The 16,897-nt window shown below is 73.7% G+C and carries 11 protein-coding genes; 2 read left to right on the top strand and 9 right to left on the bottom strand.

Annotation, left to right across the window (positions count from 1 at the left end; translation table 11 throughout):
• Window positions 1–425 precede the first annotated feature (425 nt).
• The 6 genes from QFZ64_RS25940 to QFZ64_RS25915 form a co-directional block, all read right to left on the bottom strand.
• Window positions 426–1,313 (bottom strand): FadR/GntR family transcriptional regulator, encoded by an 888-nt coding sequence (locus tag QFZ64_RS25940; protein WP_307069660.1) that lies wholly within the window; start codon window positions 1,311–1,313, stop codon window positions 426–428.
• 161 nt (window positions 1,314–1,474) lie between these two features.
• Window positions 1,475–3,502, bottom strand: a complete 2,028-nt coding sequence (locus tag QFZ64_RS25935; RefSeq protein ID WP_307069657.1) for an ATP-binding cassette domain-containing protein — start codon at window positions 3,500–3,502, stop codon at window positions 1,475–1,477.
• Window positions 3,503–3,609: 107 nt separating this feature from the next.
• Window positions 3,610–4,368 carry an NUDIX hydrolase gene (locus QFZ64_RS25930; protein ID WP_307069654.1) on the bottom strand — a complete coding sequence of 253 codons (759 nt, stop codon included), beginning with the start codon at window positions 4,366–4,368 and terminating at the stop codon, window positions 3,610–3,612.
• A gap of 153 nt (window positions 4,369–4,521) precedes the next feature.
• Window positions 4,522–6,453 carry a glycogen debranching N-terminal domain-containing protein gene (locus tag QFZ64_RS25925; RefSeq protein ID WP_307071865.1) on the bottom strand — a complete coding sequence of 644 codons (1,932 nt, stop codon included), beginning with the start codon at window positions 6,451–6,453 and terminating at the stop codon, window positions 4,522–4,524.
• 523 nt (window positions 6,454–6,976) lie between these two features.
• Window positions 6,977–8,569 (bottom strand): DUF4192 domain-containing protein, encoded by a 1,593-nt coding sequence (locus QFZ64_RS25920; protein ID WP_307069651.1) that lies wholly within the window; start codon window positions 8,567–8,569, stop codon window positions 6,977–6,979.
• 284 nt (window positions 8,570–8,853) lie between these two features.
• Window positions 8,854–11,013: a RecQ family ATP-dependent DNA helicase gene (locus QFZ64_RS25915; RefSeq protein ID WP_307069650.1), complete on the bottom strand. Its 2,160-nt coding sequence runs from the start codon at window positions 11,011–11,013 to the stop codon at window positions 8,854–8,856.
• A gap of 602 nt (window positions 11,014–11,615) precedes the next feature.
• Here QFZ64_RS25915 and QFZ64_RS25910 point away from each other — a divergent pair.
• Complete coding sequence (locus QFZ64_RS25910) at window positions 11,616–12,248, top strand: hypothetical protein (protein ID WP_307069648.1); 633 nt, start codon at window positions 11,616–11,618, stop codon at window positions 12,246–12,248.
• Between the two features lie 285 nt (window positions 12,249–12,533).
• Here the strand turns inward: QFZ64_RS25910 and QFZ64_RS25905 are convergent, their stop codons facing one another.
• From QFZ64_RS25905 to QFZ64_RS25895, 3 genes are all read right to left on the bottom strand, one after another.
• A complete protein-coding gene (locus tag QFZ64_RS25905) occupies window positions 12,534–13,157 on the bottom strand; it encodes a hypothetical protein (protein ID WP_307069646.1) in 624 nt (207 codons plus the stop codon).
• A gap of 68 nt (window positions 13,158–13,225) precedes the next feature.
• Window positions 13,226–13,927 (bottom strand): ribonuclease HII, encoded by a 702-nt coding sequence (locus tag QFZ64_RS25900; protein WP_307069645.1) that lies wholly within the window; start codon window positions 13,925–13,927, stop codon window positions 13,226–13,228.
• Between the two features lie 103 nt (window positions 13,928–14,030).
• Window positions 14,031–14,651 carry a TetR/AcrR family transcriptional regulator gene (locus QFZ64_RS25895; protein WP_307069643.1) on the bottom strand — a complete coding sequence of 207 codons (621 nt, stop codon included), beginning with the start codon at window positions 14,649–14,651 and terminating at the stop codon, window positions 14,031–14,033.
• 510 nt (window positions 14,652–15,161) lie between these two features.
• Here QFZ64_RS25895 and QFZ64_RS25890 point away from each other — a divergent pair.
• Complete coding sequence (locus QFZ64_RS25890) at window positions 15,162–16,727, top strand: MFS transporter (RefSeq protein ID WP_307069641.1); 1,566 nt, start codon at window positions 15,162–15,164, stop codon at window positions 16,725–16,727.
• Window positions 16,728–16,897: the final 170 nt, after the last annotated feature.

The following is a 16,897-nucleotide window of genomic DNA, read 5'->3' as shown; positions in this document are numbered from 1 at the left end:
AGGCACAGCGCCGCGTGCGGCGTCCGTATTCCCTCCTCGGCTGTCACCTCTTAGGTCATCGCGCAGTTCCGAGGAGCGTTACGCCCATTCCGCGTGGCCCGAGTCACACCGCGTAACCACTCAAAGGTTGTTGAATCCGATCAGAAGGGAACATCTGTGATCGGATTCAGCGCTGCCGCCAGGTTCGGCCGGACCGGTACGGCAAGGGGCCACTGTCTTGCGCGGTGCCGCGACCGCCGGTACGCCGGGCAGGTACCGGGCGCGCCCTGCCCCAGGAGGCACCCGAGACGCCGTGCCGTCGCGCGTCGGGCCGTGCGGTGCGCCGAGTGGGCCCGGGCGGCACGACCCCCGTCACCGTGCCGCCTCGCCCGGTCCTCGCACCCCGCACCGTCCCGCGCCCTGCCCGCGGCGTTCCCGGAGCGCGGTCAGTGCTCGCGCGGGGCGGGCACCACGCGCTCGCCCTCGGGGTGGGTCGTGAGCAGCTGGCGCATGGCCACCTCGGCCGCCGCGCCGTCCCCCTCGGCGAGGGCGTCGACGATCCGGGCGTGGTGGGTGAGGGACGCCTCGGTCGGTCGGTCGCAGCCGGCGATCGGGCCGCCGGAGACCTGCAGGGCGGCGGAGACGATGCCGGAGAGGTGCTCCAGCATGCGGTTCCCGGCGACCTGGATGAGCAGCGTGTGGAACTCGGCGTCGGCGCGCGCGAAGGTCAGCGCGTCCCCCTGCGCCATGGCGTGACCCATGATCTCCACCATGTCCCCGAGCCGCTGCTGGACGTCCTCCCGGCCGTGGCCGGCCGCGAGCCGGGCGGCGAGCGGTTCGATCGTCCAGCGCAGTTCACTGAGCTCACGGCGCTGGTCGTCCCGCTGGGGTCCGAAGGCGCGCCACTCGATGATGTCCGGGTCCAGAAGGTTCCAGTCGCTCACCGGGCGCACCCTGGTGCCCACGTTCGGCCGGGCGCTGACCAGGCCCTTCGCCTCCAGAACGCGAAGTGATTCGCGGACGACGGTGCGGGAGACCTCGAACCGCTGGCCGATCTCCTCGGGAACCAACGGTCGGTCGGCGCCCAGGTCGCCTGAGACGATCATCTGACCCAACTGCTGGACGAGTTGGCCGTGCAGTCCGCGGCCCCGGCTGCCGGCGGCACGGCGGCCCACCCGGCCCAGTTCCGGATCCGGTGTCTCCCAGACGGGGGCGCCCACGCGCTCGACGGCGGGGGCCTCGGCGAAGGGGTAGCGGTCGAGTTCGCCCGGTCCGGTCAGGCCGGAGTCGGCGGAGCGGGCGGCGGTCATCATGGTCTGCGCAAGGGTAGTCACGGATCCTTTGTCGGCGCTGTTCTCAACTGCCTTGAGGGCTTTGGTGAAAAGCACACGAAAGGGTGATCGCTCACTCCGTCGCAATTGACGCCTTATCGGAAAGAAATGGGCGCTTTGCTGGGAGTTGTGGGCATGGCTGGACGTACGGTCGCGGACCGTCGTCACCGTGCCCTCGTGCGCAGGGTCGCACCCACATAAGCGCACAGGAGTGCCCCCAACGACAACGTCAGTGCCCCGCCGACGGGTTGGGCGATCAGCCGGGCCAGGGCAGTGAGGTAGCGCTCGCCGCCGAAGGGCCACTGCGGCAGGGCCAGCTCGCGCAGTCGTCGGACGATTCCGGCCGCTGTCCGGATGGACGAACCTCCGAACACGTGGTGCAGGAGGGGAACGACCGCCACCGGGACGGCCAGCACCGCGGCGAGCCCGGCGGTCGTCGAGCGGAAGACGCCGGCGGCGAGAACACCGGCCCAGGCACACCCCACGACCAGGGCGAACCATCCCGCGCCGAGTGACAGCCAGTTTCCGGGAACCCTGGTGAGCTCCTGTCCGTAGGCGAGGTAGAGCACTTCGAGGTCGCAGCCGAGCGAGAGGAAGGCGATCATCAGCGCGATGGCCCCGGAGACGAGGAGTTTCGCGGTGAGCAGTCCCAGACGCCGGGGGACGGTGCCGCGGTCCGCGGCCAGGGCGGGGTGGCGGAACTCGTCGCCGAAGGCGATCGCGCCGAGCAGTCCGGCTCCGAGCGCGGCGGGAGGCAGCGGGATCTGCCGCGGCCAGGCCGCCAGCAGACGGTACTGGGGCGTGTTCCCGGCGCGGGCGAGCAGGACGGCGACGAGGGCCGAGGTGACCAGGACGACGCCCGCGGTGAGGTAACCGGTGCCCACTCCGGCGGCGCGCCGCAGTTCGTAGCGCAGCGGCTGCAGGGGACTGGGCGCGGGACGGACGTGGATGAAGCCGGGCGGCACGGTGGCGGAACGCGCGACGAGATCCCGGGCGTGAGGACCCCGCGCACCGGAGGCCGGTGCGCGGGAGCCCGACGCACCGGAGCCTTGAGTGCCCGTGCCGGGTGCACCCGCGCCCGGTACGCCGGGGTTCCGCGTGCCGGAAGGGTGCTTCGCGGGCGAGGTGGATGGGGTCGGACCGGGCACGGACCGGGCCGGCGCCGCCGGACCGGATGCCACCGCTCCGGGTGCTGCGGCGCCGCGCGCCGCGGAACCGGACCGGGCCGATGCGGACTCCGTGACCCCGGACCGCTCCCCGGTACGGGACCGCGCCGAGCCGATCCGCACCGCACTGTCCGCAGAGGGTTCTGCGGAGCAGCCCATGTCGCCGATCTCGTCGGCGAGTTGATGGACGAGGATGCCGTGCCGGAAGGCGGTCTCCCCCACGTCGGCACAGGTGCTGCCGTACACCGAGAGCCGGTTGGCCTCCTCCCGCACCACCTCCAGGGGGCGTCGGTAGGTGCGCGCCTCCTTGGTGAGCAGTGCCGCGAGTCGGGCGGCGTGCGGGCTGCGGACGGCGACCCGCGGGCGCAGCCGGGTGCGGGCGAAGTCGGTCGCGGCGAGGTCGGCGACGACCTTGCCCTCGTTCATCGCGACGACCCGGTCGGCGTGGTGGGCGGCCTCCTTGGAGTCGCCCGTGGTGAACAGGACGGTGCCGCCCCGTTCGGCATGGGCGCGGAGCACGCCGTGCAGCCAGCGCGCCTCGCGGGGGGACAGGCCCGCGGCGGGTTCGTCCAGGACGAGGGTGTGAGGGTCGGCGAGCAGGGCGCAGGCGAGGCCGAGGCGGCGGTCGAGCCCGTGCGAGAGGCTGCTGAGGCGTTCCTCGCGGAGGCTGACCAGTCCGACCGCTTCCAGGAGTTCGTCGGCGCGGCGGACGGGCAGGCCGGTGGCCGCGCACAGCATGCGGAGGTGACCGCGGACGGTACGCGCGGGATGTCCGGGGACGTCACCGAGGAGGGTGCCGACCTCTCGCGCCGGGTGCGGGATCTCGTGCAGCGGGCGGCCCTTGAAATGGGTGACACCGAGGCCGGGTTGGAGTTCGAGCATGAGTCGGAGCACGGTGGTCCGGCCCGCACCCGGCGCCCCGAGGAGAGCCGTGACACGGCCGGCGTACGCCTCGAAGGAGACGTCGTCGACGGCGGGCGGAAGGTTCCTGCGGGGGTGGCTGGAAAGCCCGAGCACCTGGATCACCCGATGCAAGATAGCGTTATTTATCCCTTTTGCCGGGATGTTCGGGTTGCGTCGCGGGCCGGATCACCCGTGGTGCGCGCGGGAGTGAGGGAGTACCTGACAGGCAGTCAGGCATCGGGGCGCAGCATGGGTGGATTGAGCAGGGTGGCACCGCCTGCGCGGAAGAGCTGTGCGGGCCTGCCGCCCTGACGGGTCGTCGTCCCGCCGGTCGGGACGAGGAAGCCGGGGGTGCCGGTGACCTTGCGGTGGAAGTTCCGCGGGTCCAGGGCCACGCCCCACACCGCCTCGTAGACGCGGCGCAGCTCTCCGACGGTGAACTCCGGGGGGCAGAAGGCGGTCGCCAGCGAGGAGTACTCGATCTTGGAGCGGGCGCGTTCGACACCGTCGGCGAGGATCCGCGCGTGGTCGAAGGCGAGCGGTGCGGCCTGCTCGCCGTCCTTGCCGTAGCCGCCCTGCCGCAGCAGGTCCTCCACCGGGGCCCAGCGGGCGCTGTGGGCGTCGCCGCCCGGGCGCGGGGCGGGCAGATCGGGGGCGAGTGCGAGATGGGCGACGCTGACGACCCTCATGCGGGGGTCGCGCCCGGGGTCCCCGTAGGTGGCGAGCTGTTCCAGGTGCGCCCCGTTGTCCTGGGCGGGCGCGGACGGGTCGTGGGCGTGCAGCCCGGTCTCCTCGGCCAGCTCGCGCGCCGCCGCCTGCGCCAGGTCCTCGTCGTCCCGTACGAACCCGCCGGGGAGTGCCCAGCGCCCCTTGAAGGGCGACTCTCCCCTGCGGACCGCCAGTGCGCACAGGGCATGGCGGCGCACGGTCAGCACGACCAGGTCAACGGTGACGGCGAAGGGCGGGAAGGCTGACGGGTCGTAGGGCATGCGGTGATCATAGTCGTCTGCCTGACGATAAACACTCCCTTCTCCGGTCGCCGAACGAGGCCCGGTCCGGCTCCGCCCGTCCGGTGCCGCCATGGCCTCTCCGGGATCGGCCACGACCGCTCGGGCACCCGTCGCGGCGGGCATACAGCCGTGTCAGGCACCCAGTTGCAGTCCCTCTGCCGCCTCTTCGACCATGGCGAGGCCGAGCCGGCCGACCCGTACGGAGAAGGGGGCGCCGGCGACCCTCAGTCCCGTGAGCTCGATCTCGCCCAGCGGGGTGCCGCGCACCGGGTGGAGCGTGACCTTCCCCGCTGGTACGTCCGGCCGGATGCCGGCGAGTGTGGTCAGCAGCAGGAGGCCCGCGGCGGCTGCCGTGGCGGCGGGTCGGCAGGCGGCGGGGTGCGGAAGGGGGGCGCCGCCCTCGGTGCGCTGCTCCCCCGCGTACATCTCCGGCAGCCGGTAGGCGAACATCTCGGCCGCGGCCAGGGCGCCGCGCAGCAGAGAGCTCGCCTCCTTCTCGAAGCCGGCGGCGGCGAGCCCCGCGACGGCGACCGCCGTCTCCTGGACCCGCACCGCACCGCCGCGGTGGCCGAAGGGGTTGTACGCCGCGTCCCTTGTCTCCAGTGCGCGCAGTCCCCAGCCGGAGTCCATGGCCGGGCCGCCGAGCAGCCGGGCGAGTTGTCCGGCGCGCACCGTGTCGAGCAGGCCGGGCGCCGACGCCCCGGAGCCGAGCAGTCCGGTGTCGAGGAGGTGGACGCTGTGGGCGCCGAGGTGGGTCACGGGCCGCCCGTCGGGGGCGCGGGCGGCAGCGGGTCTGCCGCCCGCGCGGTCCTCGATCCAGAACTGTTCCCGGAAGGCGGTTCTGAGCGTCTGCGCCCACTGCCGCAGTTCTGTGCCGGCCGGACGGTCGTACGCGTCGAGGAGGTCGGCTCCCAGGAGTGCGGCACGGTGGGCATGGGCCTGGGTCTCGGCGCGCACCGGCCCGCCGGGCAGCGGGTCGACCAGGAACTCGCCGTCGCCGACGGTGCCGCGCAGCCAGCGCAGACAGCGCTCGGCGGTGGGCAGCAGTTCCTGTGTCCGCCGGTCGGGCAGGCCCCAGCGCCGGGCCTCGGCGAGGAGCACGGGGAACAGCAGGGTGGCCTCCGTAGCGGTGCAACCCGGTGGGAGCCGGGGACCGGCATCGCGCCGGGGGCCGGGGATCATGCCTGAGCGGGGGCCCGGCCCGGTGAGCTGGGTGCGGGCGAGCGCTCGCAGGGTGCCCAGGGCCAGGTCGGTGCCCAGCGGGAGGGTCATCCGGGCGGCCACCAGCGCCTCGGCCGGCGCCGGCCCGCAGCGCCAGGGCGCCCCGCCGGCGAGGTACAGGTCAGTGGGGTGCCCGGGGTCACGCAGCAGCAGGGCCCGCAGATCTTCGAGACAGGTCCGCCACAGGTGCGCGACGCGGGGGTCGTCGCCGCTCGCCCGGGCGGGGGCGAACGGGTTCACCGCAGCCCTGCCGGAGGTGGCGTCCGGGCCCCTGCCGTGCGTGCCCGTGCCGTTCGGGCGGACGCGCAGCTCGACCGTCCAGGTGCCGCCCGGTGGCAGCTTCGCCTCCCAGCGCAGCAGACCCGCGGAGGCGAGGGCGTCGGACGGTGGCGGGTCGGCCGTGACTGCACTGGCTCCCCGCGCGGTGCTCCAGCGCAGACCGGCGGCATGGACGTCGGCCGGGACCTCCGGGGCTTTCGCGCCGGTGGCCACCGCGGCCAGTTCCGCGAGGTCCGTGCCGAGGGCGGCCTCGACGGGCAGGCGCAGGGGACGCGCGGCGAAGCTGCGCAGGGTGATCCGTTCCGTGCCGTCCGCGTGCCGGACGCGTTCGACCAGGACGTCGGGGTCCGGCCCGGTGCCGGGGGACGCACGGACGGTCCCCACGAACCGGGCCCGGTCGGCGCCGACCGTCCGGGCCTGCACGGCGAGCGGTTCCCGTCCCGCCACCCGTACCTGGCACCGGGAGAGCAGCCGCCGGCCCGCGCGGTAGAAGCCCTCCATGCCGCGACCGGTCAGCTGACCGTCCTCCGCCGAGATGACCAGCCCCGGCAGGGACACGCACATCATGGCGGCGTGCACCGGGGGCGGTTCCGCCGGCCCGGGTCCCGGCCCCGCCGACCGGGATCGCGAGGAGGGGCTCCCGGCGCGCGGCGGAAGTTCCCCGGGGCGGACGGGCAGGTCCCGGGGACGGGACGGAACGGGCACCGGAGGCGTGGGCGTCGGCGGTGACGGGGTGAACGCCGTGGGTGGTGTCGGGGTGGGCGCACCCGCATCGAGGAGGCGGGGGGCCGGTGCACTGCTGTGCGGTGGCCGGGGGGAAGGGGGGTCGTCCGGCGCGGGACGGTCGTGGTGGGAGGGCGCGGTGTCGGGGAGGGGTGGGGTCGGCTGGGACATGGGGCGACTTCCTCTGCCCCGGGCGCGCCCGGGGGTGTCCGGCGGCGGGTGGGCGCTCCGGAGTGTCGGTGGCGGTGTGTCGGCGCGACCCGGCAGCGGGTTCCGCCACACAGGTGAACGGAGCGGACCGGCCCGGGGTCACGCTCCTGTTCCCGTGACCCGGCGGTGCGGGGGCGTGAGGGTGGGCGCGGGCTCATTCCCCGGCCCCCGGTTCCTGGGGCACCGCGCTCCCCCGTGCCCGGGAGCCCGTCCGGGTGCCGCGGCCCGGCGCGGCGGGCCCACGGTTGCCTTCGGCGGCGGGTGCGGTCGGATCGGCGGGGCGCCGGCGCCGCGCGTTCCCCGGCCTCGCCGTGCGGCGGTCCGGGCGTGCGGCGGTGTCCGACACGCGCGTCGGCCGGTGCCGTCGTCGTGCGGCGCGCTCCGCACGCGGGTCGGCGACGGACGGGCAGGGCGGTGCCTGCGGGAGCCCGGCGGCCGGTGCGGGGGAACCCGGCCGGGGCACGGCACTCGTGGGGAGGGCGATCGCGGACCCGGGTGGCATGTCGCCTTCCGTCCCGTCCGTCGGGCGGGGCGTGGTGGCGTCCGGGTGATCGTTCTCCCTGCGGCGGCGGTCGGCGCGCAGGCAGGCGCGGACGGTCTCCGGGTCCAGCCCCTCGTTGCAGGCCTGGTGGAGGAGGCGGGCGAAGAGGTAGTCGGGATCGGCGCCCAGGGCCATGGCCAGTGCCTCTCGGGCCTCCAGTTCGTCGCCGCAGGACCAGGCGACCCAGCCGGCCAGGGTCAGTGGCGCGGCGGCATGCTCCCGGTAGGGGCCGACGCAGCGGCGGGCGAGGGCGCGCCACAGGCGCAGGGCGGGGGCGGCTTCGTCGCCCTCCATCCAGGCGGCGGCGCGGTCCCGGGTATTGCGGTCCTGCAGTCCGAGGATCACGCCGGCCGCTTCCGCGTGTCCGATCAGCTCGTCGTCGCGGGCGTCGGCCGAGGCGGTGTCGGTGCCGGGTCCGATGCCGGCCTCGGCCTCGGTCGCGGCCGCGGAAAGGCGGCCGATGAGTTGCCGGGCCACGTCCAGCGTCTCCGCCTCGACCTCGTCACGGGAGGCTCCGTCCAGGATGCGGGGCACGAGTGCCGCGCCGGCCGCGTCGAGGGCGGTCTCCTGTTCCAGCGCCGCCGCGGTCTCCCAGGGCTGGAGCCTCGCCCTGAGGTCCCGCAGACTTCCCCGGACCTGGATGCCGGCGTAGGTGGCGGCCGCGGCCAGGACCGAAGTGCCCGGCAGTCCCATGGGACTGCCCTCGGCCGGGCAGCAGCCCGGGCTCGGGCAGCAGTAGGACCAGAAGCGGCCGTCGGCGATGCAGAGCGCCTCCACCACGGCGACGTCGAGGCTGCCGCAGGTCGTGCGCAGCAACTGGGCGAGCGGCCGCAGGCGTTCCATGACGTCCCGCCCCGTCTCCCCGTACGCGGGATCCTGGACGAGGTAGGCGACCATGCTCTCCGGCCGTGCTCCTCTGCGCTCGCTGCCCCACACCAGGCCGTGCGCCAGTTGACGGGCCGCGGCGGCCCAGTCCTCGCGCTGGGCGGGGATGCCGAGGCGGGCCCGTCCGCCGAACCTTCCGCCCTGCTCACGGTCGTGCAGTGCGACCAGCACGATGCTGTCCTCCGGCCGGTATCCCAGCAAGTAGGGCAGAGCGTCGGCCAGTTCGGCCGGAGTCCGCAGGGTGACCTGGTTCTCGCCGCGGGGGGTGCCGGGGATGCCGTGGCCCACGTACGTCGTGGGGTCTTCGTCGTGATGCGTCATGCCGCGACCTTCTCGCGGATTGTGAGGTTCCGCTTGGCCTGTGGACAACTCCGATCATGGCCACGCCAGGAGTTGTCCACAGGTGGCTCGCTCCGTCCCCAGGATGTCCGAGCCATCGGGTTGTATGGGGGCCGACCACCGCCCGACCGGGCCGATCCCGGCCGGAACGCGGAGGGCGCTTTCCGCTCCGGGCAGAGGGCGCTTTCCGCTCCGGGCAGGCGGCCGCGCCCCGGCTCCGGACAGCGGCCGCTCGCCCGGCGGTCTCCCGGGGAGGCGAGCGTCACCTATCCGGCGAGCGCGAGGACGAGGGGGAGCACATGGGCGGCACCGGCCTGGCGCAGGAGACGTGCGCCGACAGCCAGGGTCCAGCCCGAGTCGGTGTAGTCGTCGACGAGCAGGACCGGGCCGGGAGTGGCGCCCAGGGCGGCGGCGAGGGCGTCGGGCACGGCGAAGGAGCCGGCCAGGGCGCGCAGCCGTTGGGCGGAGTTGCTGCGGTGCGCGGCGTGCTCGCCGGCCCCGGGGGTGTAGGCCAGGCTCCCCAGGAACGGGAGCCGGCCGACCCGAGCCACTCCCTCGGCCAGGGTGGTGACGAGCTGGGGGCGGCTGCGGGAGGGCAGGGCGACGACACCCACGGGCCGCGCCGTCGCGTCGGGGGCGCCGCCGGCCCAGCCGCCCGGCGAGCGGGCCCAGTCCGCCAGCACGGTCACGACGGCGTTCAGCACGTCGTCCGGGACCGGGCCGTCGGCCGCCTGCGCCGACAGCAGCGGCCGCAACCGGTTGCCCCAGCCGATGTCCGACAGCCTGCCGAGGGCGCGCCCCGTGCTCGCCTGCTGCCCCGGGGGGATGCGGCCCTTGAGGTCCATGCCGACCGCGGCCAGCCCCGTCGGCCACATCTTGCGCGGTTCGACCTCGACCCCCGGCCGGTCCAGCTCGCCCGTCGCCTCCGCGAGGGAAGCGGGAGAGACCGCCGCCTCCAGCCACGGCCCGGCGCAGTTGTCGCAGCGTCCGCAGGGGACCGCCTTGTCGTCGTCGAGCTGCCGCTGCAGGAACTCCATCCGGCACCCCGTGGTCGTCACGTAGTCCCGCATGGCCTGCTGCTCCGCCGCCCGCTGCTTCGCGACCCACGCGTACCGCTCCGCGTCGTACACCCACGGTCGCCCGGTGGCGGCCCAGCCCCCCTTGACGCGCTTCACGGCGCCGTCGACGTCGAGGACCTTCAGCATCGTCTCGAGCCGGGAGCGCCGCAGGTCCACCAGCGGCTCCAACGCCGGCAGCGACAGCGGACGGCCCGCCTCCTCCAGCACCGCCAGCGTGCGCCGCACCTGCTCCTCGGGCGGGAAACCCACCGAGGCGAAGTACGCCCAGATCGCCTCGTCCTCCCTGCCGGGCAGCAGCAGCACGTCCGCGTGGTCCACGCCGCGCCCCGCACGGCCCACCTGCTGGTAGTACGCGATCGGGGACGAGGGCGAACCCAGGTGCACCACGAAACCGAGATCCGGCTTGTCGAAGCCCATCCCCAGGGCGGACGTGGCGACCAGGGCCTTCACCCGGTTCGCCAGCAGATCCTCCTCCGCCTGCAGCCGGTCGGCGTTCTCCGTCTTCCCCGTGTAGGAGGCCACGGGGTAGCCGTGCTGCCGCAGGAAGGCGGCGACCTCCTCCGCCGCCGCCACCGTCAGCGTGTAGATGATTCCCGAGCCCGGCAGGTCCCCCAGGCGCTCCCCCAGCCAGGCCAGCCGATGCGCCGCGTTCGGCAGCTCCAGCACGCCCAGCCGCAGGCTCTCCCGGTCCAGCGGCCCGCGCAGCACCAGGGCGTCCCCGCCCCCCGTGCCCAACTGCTCGGCCACGTCCGCCGTGACCCGGGCGTTGGCGGTCGCGGTGGTGGCCAGCACCGGCACACCGGCCGGGAGCTCGGCCAGCATCGTGCGCAGCCTGCGGTAGTCCGGCCGGAAGTCGTGGCCCCAGTCGGAGATGCAGTGCGCCTCGTCGACCACGAGCAGTCCCGCGGTGGCCGCGAGCCTGGGCAGCACCTGATCGCGGAAGTCGACGGAATTGAGGCGCTCGGGGCTCACGAGGAGGACGTCGGTCTCGCCGCGCTCGACCTCGCCGTAGATCGTCTCCCAGTCCTCGGGGTTGGCCGAGTTGATCGTGCGGGCCCGGATCCCCGCCCGTTCCGCCGCCTCGACCTGGTTCCGCATCAGTGCGAGCAGCGGCGAGATGATCACCGTGGGGCCCGCGCCGCGCCGTCGCAGCAGAGCGGTGGCGACGAAGTACACGGCCGACTTGCCCCAGCCGGTGCGCTGCACCACGAGAGCGCGGCGGCGCTCCTCCACCAGGGCCGCCACCGCCTGCCACTGGTCCTCCCGCAGCCGGGCCGCACCCCCCGGGGCGCCGACGAGCTCGGCGAGGACGGCATCGGCTTCGGCGCGCGGTTCCAGGGTGTCCATGCCCCCATGCAACCCGATGAGTGAGGGCGCGGGCCAATCCCCGCACCGCGCACGCCGCCGCGCCGTGTCGTCGTCCCGGGATCGCCGGATCCGCCGGACGGGGCGACGGCCGCGGCCGGACGGCGCCTCCCGCGGGCGACGGCCGGGGCCGTGCGTCCGTCACGGGAGGGCGGAAGCGGCCCGCGAAGCCGCCTCCAACGGGACGGTGGACGCGGCCCCCGAGGGGCCTCCCGAGAGCCGATGGACGTCCCGAAGGGGGCCTCCAGGGGCCGGTGAACCCGACCCGACGGGCGTCTCCCGCGTCACCCACGGAGCGGCGGACGCGGCGCGGGGAAGGTGTTGCCGCTGGTCCTGGCCGTACGGACGGGGCCCACGCATCGTCGGGCGGCCCGCTGGGCACCCTTCAGTCAGGGATATAAGTGACGCATCGCCGGAAAGCGGTCGGTTATCCCGATTGCTCGTTGCCGCAACCAAGTTCGCCAGGAACAATTGAATTCCGCTCCCCGCGTGGCTCGTCCGTCGTCCGGCAGAGCTCTGCCGCGGTGTGCGCTCCCCACCACCGATCCCGCCCGCTGTGTGGGCGCGTAGCCGAAGGGAGGACCGTGACCTTCGGATTCGCTCCGTCCTCGACGGCGTCGTTGTCGGCCTCCACCGATCCGTCCGCCGCTTCCGTCGCCCCGCCGGCCCGCATGCTCGAACCGACGGAGTGGGCCGCCGCCGGGATCCCGCTGCTGCGCAACCCCCGGGACGTCGTCACCGGACTGCACGCACGGCACCGGCCCCGGCCCGCCACGGCCGTCGTGGCGGTCCTCGACCCGGACGAACGGCTGTGTGCCAGCGCCTCCTTCGTCCGGCGGTCCGCCCCGGCGGACGGCTGGATGTTCCGCAACGCGCTGCTCGCGCAGTTGCGCCGGGTGATCCCGCACGACCTGCGACGCCGCACTCCGGTGCGGACGGCGGTGCTGCTCTACTGCCGGGAGGGCGACGCCCGGTGGACGGAGGAGGACGGCGCGTGGATGTGGGGACTGCGCGACGCGTGCACGCTGCACGGACTGCGGTGCGGGGCGTACATCACGCTGACGCGTGACGGGTGGCAGGTGCTCGGCGAGGGGCGCGGGGGACGGCATCCGCATGCCGACTCGGCGCCGGAGGAGCTGGATCAGGGGATGGTGCGGCCGTTGCCGCGCACGGGCGGTACCGCGTCGGACGTGATGCGGCGGGTCGCCGCGCGCTGAGGCGAGCGAGCGGGCGCGGCCGGAACCGGGCCGGTGCCGGCATCCGCCCCGGCGGCGGGTCTGCGGCCCCCGCCGCCGCGCTTCTCGCCCTCCTCACGTTTCGGCCGGCCCGCCCGCCCGCCAGGAGCTCCGTCTCCGGATCTCCCTCGGTATACGCGACCTTCCCCGGCCCTCCGCGACATGCGCGGCTCCCCGCGCCCCTGGAACGTGGGGCGCGGGGAAAATCGGGACAGAGCGGGGCGGGGACGTCGGGAGTCAGGGAACCGGAGTCTCCTGGTCAGACGGTCAGACGGCGGTGCCGAGAACCGCGTTGATCTGCTGCGGATCGCCACAGACGATCAGCAGTGCGCCGGCCCGGGCGAGCGCCAGCGGCAGCGCGGCGGCGACCGTCGTGTCGGCGCCGCCGTTGACCGCGACGACGACCACGGGCCGGGACCCGGCACGGTCGGCCGCGGAGGCGTCGGCGTAGAAGACGTCGTCGCGGGCGTCGTGCTGCGCCCAGTACGACGCCTCGCCGAAGGAGAGCTCGTGCGCGGCCCACGGGTGGAGGTCGCCGGTGGTGACCACCAGCACCTCGTTCGGGGCACGGCCGCTCTCCAGCAGCAGGTCGACGGCCTCCTCCGCGGCGTCCAGCGCGCCCTCGACGGAGGCCGGGATCAGTTGGATCTGCGGAGTGGCCGCCGCCTTGGCGGAGTTGGCGGGTTGGACGGGAGCCGGAGCCGGTTCGCGCGGGGTGCTGCGCTGAGCCGGCACGGGCCGGTTCGGCCCCGGACGGCCGGCACGCGCCGGAGCCGCGGGACGGGGGCCGGGTACGGGGCGAGGGGTCGGCGCGGTACGGCTGCTGGCCGGGGTGGCGCGGGGACCCTGGGCACTCTCGTGAATCTGAGGCTCCTCGGGAATGAGAGGCATGGTCTGATGTTTATCAAACGCCGGTGCGAGTCGCCCCGGCGGGTGGCACATGAGTGCGAGCGGAATCGTCAGAAATCGAAGCCGAGTTGACCCTCGATCTCCGGAGCGCTTCCGTCCGCCCAGCTGCGGGCCTTCTTGAGGTGCCGCCACTGGGGCAGCGCATCAAGATACGCCCACGACAACCGGTGGTACGGGGTGGGGCCCCGGACCTCCAGCGCGGCCCGGTGCACGGGGGACGGATATCCCGCGTTGGCCGCGAAGGCGAAGTCTGCATGGTCGACACCCAGTTCGGCCATCATTTTGTCGCGCTGCACCTTGGCGAGCACCGAGGCCGCCGCGACGGCGACGCAGGACTGGTCGCCCTTGATCACCGTACGGACCTTCCAGGGCGAGCCCAGATAGTCGTGCTTGCCGTCGAGTATCACCGCGTCGGGCCGGACCGGCAGGGCCTCCAGGGCACGTACCGCCGCGAGTCGCAGCGCGGCGGTCATCCCGCGCTCATCGATCTCCTGCGGGGAGGCGTGACCGAGGGCGTACGAGGTCACCCACGTCCGCAGGGTCTCGGCGAGTTCCGTACGCCGCTTGACGGTCAGGAGTTTGGAGTCGGTGAGGCCGGGGGGCGGCCGGCGCAGTCCGGTGACGGCCGCGCAAACGGTGACGGGGCCGGCCCACGCGCCGCGCCCCACCTCGTCGACACCGGCAATGACCTTCGCTCCGGTCGTGGCGCGCAGGGAGCGCTCGACGGTGTGAGTGGGTGGTTCGTACGGCATGGCGCACTCAGCCTACGACGCGCCGGCCCCCGCGCGACACCCCGGTCCGCCCGCGCGCCGAAGAGCGTGCCCGCAGCGCGGTCCGCGGGCGGAGCGGCACGTGTCAGGCGCCGTCGGGACGCAGCAGCGGGAGCATCAGCCGGTCGACCAGTTCCTCGACGTCCCGTTCACTCCATTCGCTGTCGCACATCTTGGTGCGGTACATCATCATGGCCGGGATCGTGTCGTACACGTAGTCGTTCGCCGCGCTCGCGCGCACCTCACCCCGCTCGATTCCACGGTTCACGATCTCCCGGAGCAGTCCGGTGGTCGGGGCGAGGAGCTTCTCGCAGATCAGCACATGGAGCCGCTCGACCTGCACGGTGTCGCATTCGTGAATCACCGAACGCAGGGCGAAACCGGAGCGCGAGAACATCGCGTCGCGCGCCCGCAGGCACAGGGCGATCAGATCCTCGCGCACGCTCCCCAGGTTCGGCGCCTGCTGGAAACTGGGCAGCCCGGCCCGCAGCGCGTCGACGACGAGGTCCTCCTTCGAGGACCAGCGGCGGTAGACCGCGGCCTTGCCGGTCTGGGCACCGGCGGCCACCCCCTCCATCGTGAAGTCCCGCCAGCCGACCGTGCTGAGCTGATCCAGGGCCGCGTCGAGAATCGCGCGCTCAAGAACGGCACCGCGCCGACGCGGAGCCGTGCGGGCGGGGGCCTCGGGCCAGGAGGAAGCAGTCATCGGGGATTCTCCGTTGAGCGGGTGAGCAGGGGAACGGGGGAACGGGGGAACGGGGGAGCAGGAGAACAGGGAGCGGTTCTCGGCGAGACGGGGACGGGAAACGGTGGGGCGGGGGTGGCAGGCCCGGCCGGGGAGCCCGGGGCCGCGGGCGGCGGTGCGTCCGTGGAGAGTCGTCAACCGTCGCGCACTCCCTGTCAGGCGCAGCGGCGCACAGCGCGTCCACAGAGAGGGGAGGACGGCGTACGTCGGAGCCGCCGGCGTCACGGGAACACCTGGAGGCATCCGCGCGCACGGCGTACGCGCGTTCCCACGCACGCGTCCGTCGCGCGTACATACAACCGGCGCACGCACACCGCGCCACACGGACGCGGCGGGAGCGTGCCCCGGGTGCCCGAAGGAACGGGGCGCGCGACGAAGTTAAGTGAACGCTTGCGTTCACTTGGTGGGATCACTACCGTAGCCCCGACAGTGAACGCAAGCGTTCACTAATTCTTCCGTGGGGGATCCACAGTGACAACCTCGCCAACCTCATCAGCCTCTCCATCACTCCAGCAACCCAAGCCGGGCGCCGCTCGCCGACAGGGGCACCCCAACGTCGCGCTCGCCGTCATCGCGGCCTGCCAACTCATGGTCGTACTCGACGCGACGATTGTGAACATCGCGCTCCCGCACATTCAAGACGCGCTCGAATTCAGCACCACCGACCTGACATGGGTGGTCAGCGCGTACACCCTCACCTTCGGCGGTCTGCTGCTCCTCGGCGGCCGTGCCGGTGACATCCTCGGCCGGCGCCGGGTCTTCATGACCGGCATCCTGCTGTTCACCGCCGCCTCGCTGCTGGGCGGACTGGCCCAGGAGCCCTGGCAGCTGCTGCTCGCCCGGGCGCTGCAGGGTGTGGGCGGCGCGATCGCGTCACCCACGTCCCTCGCACTGATCACCACCACCTTCCCCGAGGGACCGGAGCGTAACCGTGCGTTCGGTGTCTTCGCCGCGGTCTCGGCGGGCGGTGGCGCGATCGGGCTGCTGGCCGGCGGCATGCTCACCGAATGGCTCGACTGGCGCTGGGTGCTCTTCGTCAACGTGCCCATCGGTGTGCTGATCGCCGTGCTGGCCCCGATGTACATCAACGAGTCCGAACGCCACCCGGGCCGTTTCGACATAGCCGGCGCGCTCACGTCGACACTGGGCATGGCCGCGCTCGTGTACGGCTTCATCCGGGCGGCCGAGAAGGACTGGCACAACAGCCTGGCCATCGGCTCCTTCGTCGCGGCGGTGGTCCTGCTGCTGGCGTTCGCCTTCATCGAGACGCGGGCCAAGGAACCGATCACTCCCCTGCGGATGTTCGCCGACCGCAACCGCTCCGGGACGTATGTGATCATGCTGAGCCTCGCCGCGGCGATGTTCGGGATGTTCTTCTACATCGTGCTCTTCGTGCAGAACGTGCTCGGGTACAGCCCGATCAGCGCGGGTGTTGCCTTCCTTCCGGTCACGGTCGCGATCGGCATCGGGGCGGGACTGTCGCAGCGGTTCCTGCCGAGGTTCGGTCCCAAGCCGTTCATGGTCGCCGGCTCGACGCTGGCGGTGCTCGGACTGGGCTGGCAGACCTTCATCACCCCCGACAGCTCCTACGCGGGCGGTGTACTGGGACCGATGCTGGTGTTCGGCTTCGGCATGGGCCTCAACTTCGTGACGCTGACGCTCACCGCGGTCTCCGGAGTCGCGCAGCACGAGGCGGGCGCGGCCTCCGGTCTGCTCAACGCCATGCAGCAGGTGGGCGGTTCGCTGGGACTCGCCATTCTGACCACGGTGTTCGGTACCGCCAGTTCGAACGAGGCGGAGAAGCAGGTGCCGAAGTTCCTCGCCAACGGTTCGGCCGAACAGAAGGCGGAGTTCGCCAAGTCGCACCAGTTGCCGGCTCCCTGGAGTCACGAGGTGCTCGCGCACGGCATCTCGTCGGCGTTCATCCCGGCGGCCGCGATGGCCGTCGTGGGCCTGGCGACCGCGGCACTCGTGATCCGGGTCCGCAAGAGCGACCTGGAGGCACTGGCCGGTACGGCGGGGCCGGTGGCCGGCTGACCCGGCGTACGGCGGGGTGGGGCGGGCGCCCTCTCGGGTCTCGCCCCGCCTCGCCCCGCCCCGCCCCGCCTCGCCCCGCCTCGCCTCGCCTCGCCTCGCCTCGCCTCGCCCCGATGACACGTGTATCGCCTTGGCGGACGCGTCGCTCCCTGCCTCATGCCGTCCGGCGG

The organism is Streptomyces sp. B3I8, from assembly GCF_030816915.1.
Taxonomy (GTDB): domain Bacteria; phylum Actinomycetota; class Actinomycetes; order Streptomycetales; family Streptomycetaceae; genus Streptomyces.
This window is presented reverse-complemented; position numbering and strand designations above follow the sequence as displayed.

Bases quoted from the DNA above. Each gene is read 5' to 3' on its own strand.
- QFZ64_RS25930 (WP_307069654.1), bottom strand. From the start codon at position 4,368: ATGCCCTACGACCCGTCAGCCTTCCCGCCCTTCGCCGTCACCGTTGAC.
- QFZ64_RS25925 (WP_307071865.1), bottom strand. From the start codon at position 6,453: ATGTGCGTGTCCCTGCCGGGGCTGGTCATCTCGGCGGAGGACGGTCAG.
- QFZ64_RS25920 (WP_307069651.1), bottom strand. From the start codon at position 8,569: ATGACGCATCACGACGAAGACCCCACGACGTACGTGGGCCACGGCATC.
- QFZ64_RS25915 (WP_307069650.1), bottom strand. From the start codon at position 11,013: ATGGACACCCTGGAACCGCGCGCCGAAGCCGATGCCGTCCTCGCCGAG.
- QFZ64_RS25905 (WP_307069646.1), bottom strand. From the start codon at position 13,157: ATGCCTCTCATTCCCGAGGAGCCTCAGATTCACGAGAGTGCCCAGGGT.
- QFZ64_RS25900 (WP_307069645.1), bottom strand. From the start codon at position 13,927: ATGCCGTACGAACCACCCACTCACACCGTCGAGCGCTCCCTGCGCGCC.
- QFZ64_RS25895 (WP_307069643.1), bottom strand. From the start codon at position 14,651: ATGACTGCTTCCTCCTGGCCCGAGGCCCCCGCCCGCACGGCTCCGCGT.